At 62.6% G+C, this 2932-nt stretch carries 2 protein-coding genes; one reads left to right on the forward strand and one right to left on the reverse strand.

Features of this window, described 5'->3' with window-relative positions; all coding sequences use genetic code 11:
• Positions 1 to 381: 381 nt before the first annotated feature.
• Positions 382 to 1260, forward strand: a complete 879-nt coding sequence (ku, locus tag ABSG20_RS33780; protein ID WP_423868776.1) for a non-homologous end joining protein Ku — start codon at positions 382 to 384, stop codon at positions 1258 to 1260.
• Between the two features lie 17 nt (positions 1261 to 1277).
• On the opposite strand, the gene ABSG20_RS33785 is transcribed toward ku, so the two are convergent.
• Complete coding sequence (locus ABSG20_RS33785; protein ID WP_423868777.1) at positions 1278 to 2813, reverse strand: SUMF1/EgtB/PvdO family nonheme iron enzyme; 1536 nt, start codon at positions 2811 to 2813, stop codon at positions 1278 to 1280.
• Positions 2814 to 2932 lie beyond the last annotated feature (119 nt).

Genomic DNA, 2932 nt, shown 5'->3' on the forward strand with positions numbered 1-2932 from the left:
ACATCCTGCCCTGCCATGTCCTGGCCACGCCCGACGCTGCCGCGTCCACCGCATCTCATCCCGCGTGTCTGACGATCGCGATACGCCCCTCATCTGGAACGAGACGGGTGGGGCTATAACTGATTCGAACAAAATAGCAACGTAAATATTTTTATCTTTGTGGCTTGACAGCCCAAATCACACCAGATCTAGGGCCCGTCTTAGCCCGTCGGGCAAGTTTCATCCGCCATGGTCGGCCGAAGGCCGGTGCGAAACTCGCGGTGACGGTTTTTGTGTTGGGAATGTGGGCGCCAACAGCGCGACAGCGGCCCCGGAACCGAAACCAGCCAAATCAGTTGAAGTTCCCGAATTATCAACCGCAAAGCAAGTTCGGAGATGATCATGGCTGCTCGCGCGTACTGGAAAGGGTCCTTGAAGCTTTCGCTCGTGACCTGCCCGGTGCTGCTCTACCCGGCCTCGACCTCGGTCGAGAAGACCCGCTTCCACATGATCAACAAGGAAACCGGCCACCGGCTGAAGCAGCAGATGGTCGATGCCAAGACCGGCGACGTCGTCGAGGGCGACCAGAAGGGCCGCGGTTACGAACTGAAAAAGGGTGAATACGTCGAGATCGAACCGGAGGAACTGGACGCCGTCGCAATCGAAAGCAACCACACCATCGACATCGACGCTTTTGTGCCCAGGGCCGAGATCGACCGCCGCTATCTCAATCATCCCTATTACATCGCGCCCGACGGCAAATCGGGCATTGATGCCTACGCGGTGATCCGCGACGCCATGAAGGACCAGGACCGCGTCGCCTTGGCCCGCATCGTCCTCACCAGCCGCGAGCATGTCATCGCCATCGAGCCGCTGGGCAAGGGCCTGCTCGGCACCACGCTGCGCTACCCCTACGAGCTGCGCGACGAGGACGAGTATTTCGACGGCATCAAGAGCCCGAAGATCACCAAGGACATGGTCGAACTCGCCAGCCATATCCTCAACACCAAGGCCGCGCATTTCGATCCCGCCAAATTCAAGGACGAATATGAGGACGCGCTGAAAGCGCTGGTCAAGCGCAAGGCAAGCGGCAAGCCTGTCAAGGCCGCGGAGCGGGAAGAGCGGCCGGATAATGTGATCAGCCTGATGGATGCGCTGAAGCAGAGTTTGAAGGGCAAGGCTGTGGCGAAACGGCAGGCCGCTGCGCCGGCGCGGCGGACAGCGCTTCGCGCGACGAAGAAGGTGCGGGGGACGAACGCGCGCGGGCGAAAGGCAGGGTGATAACCCCAGCAAGGATACTAAGGAGCAGGAGGTAAAAGCGTTCTGGCAACTCGAAAGCCCGCAGTGAAGTCGCGGCCGTCGGGACGGATCCTGCCGCGGCTGGCGGAGCGGAGACCGGCTGGATCGCTGAACCAAGAACCGCCGCGCAGGACGCGATAAGACTCGCCAACCTGATCCTCGCACCATTCCAGGACATTGCCGTGGACCTGATACAGCCCCCATGGATTTGGCTCGAAGCTGTCGACGGCCACCGTGCGCGCTCGATACTCGCCCCTCTTGCCGTTGCTGAGCGGGTAGCTGCCATCGTAATTGGCTTGATCGGTCGAGATTTGATCGCCCCACCAGAATTCGGTCGTGGTGCCGGCCCTGCAGCAAAGCTCCCATTCGGCCTCGCTTGGCAGTCGATAGGACTTCGAGGTCACCTTCGACAACCATAAGCAATAGGCCTTGGCATCGTCCCACGACACATCGATGGCCGGTTGCCTGCCTCGACCCCAGGAGTGATCATCGGGCTTGCGTCGGGCCATATGGGCATGCGCCTGCCATTCCGGATGGGCCTGGGCCGCATCCCACTCTTCGAATGTCAGGGCGAACCTGCCGATGGCGAACGGTGGCTCGGCGGGAACGACGACCATCTCCGGGCCGGTGTCGATGTCCTTGAACCATTCAACCTTGCCGGCACCCGGCTTGAACCAGCCGCCCGTGGCGACATGCACGATCCCGGTATCGACCTTGATGCGGCCCTCGGCTTTGTCGCCTTGCTCGGCCGCGGCCCGCTTCCGCTGGACGCGCTCCTGCTCAACCCTCTTCCGCGCCTCTGCCTCCCGCGCGCGTTGCGCGCGCTCCGCCTGCTGGCGTTGCGTTGCCTCGATCTCGGCAATCCGTACCCGGGCCTGGTCGGCGAAATAACGGGGCGCATCTTCCGCGATGGCGCGCAGCGCGACCAGATTGGCGCCGGCACCCTGCTTGTCCCACTGCCGTTCCCAGAACGCATAGTCGTGGGCCGGCCCCGCGATGATCGGCGCGGAAGCCGTGACCGCGTCACGCAGGATCACCTCGCGGGCCGGTCCCGGCTCCAGCGGGAATCGCGCCAAGGGCAAGGCGCCCATGGTGCGCCAAGTCGATTCGTAGTTGCGCAAAGACTTGAAGTCCGGCTGCGGCGCCCTGCCCACCAGCCGCTCCAGATCGTCGAGCAGGAAATCGAAGGCGTGATCGCGCGGCGACCCGGCTGCTGCCGTCAGGTCGATATTCTGCTCGAGCGTCGAGAACAGCGGCAGTTCGCACGGCTCGATGATGAGCGGGATCAGCTTGCCCAATGACTTGGCGCGATTCGCCTCCGAGCGCACGCCGGGCGACTTTACGGAAAGCCCGCACCACAGCACGATCACCGCCTTGGCGGCCGACAATTCGCGTTCGATCTGCGCCTCGAAATCCTGCCCTCGAACCAGTTCGAGATCGAACCAGACGGAATATCCATAGCGGAGCAAGATCTGCTCCAGGTGCCGCGCAGCGGCGCGGCGCTCGCGCTTGTAGGAAATGAATATGTCGGCCATGGCGGCGGCAATTGGATCAAGACGTGTAGAGACCTCCCAATACTACCGAGGGGCCAGACGCTGCGAAAGGCGCTTTCGATCCGTGGTGACCATGGATTGCTTCGCGGAGCTCCCAATGA

Origin of the sequence: Bradyrhizobium sp. (assembly GCF_049512235.1) — a bacterium.
GTDB lineage: Bacteria > Pseudomonadota > Alphaproteobacteria > Rhizobiales > Xanthobacteraceae > Bradyrhizobium.

Bases quoted from the DNA above. Each gene is read 5' to 3' on its own strand.
- ku (WP_423868776.1), top strand. From the start codon at position 382: ATGGCTGCTCGCGCGTACTGGAAAGGGTCCTTGAAGCTTTCGCTCGTG.
- ABSG20_RS33785 (WP_423868777.1), bottom strand. From the start codon at position 2,813: ATGGCCGACATATTCATTTCCTACAAGCGCGAGCGCCGCGCCGCTGCG.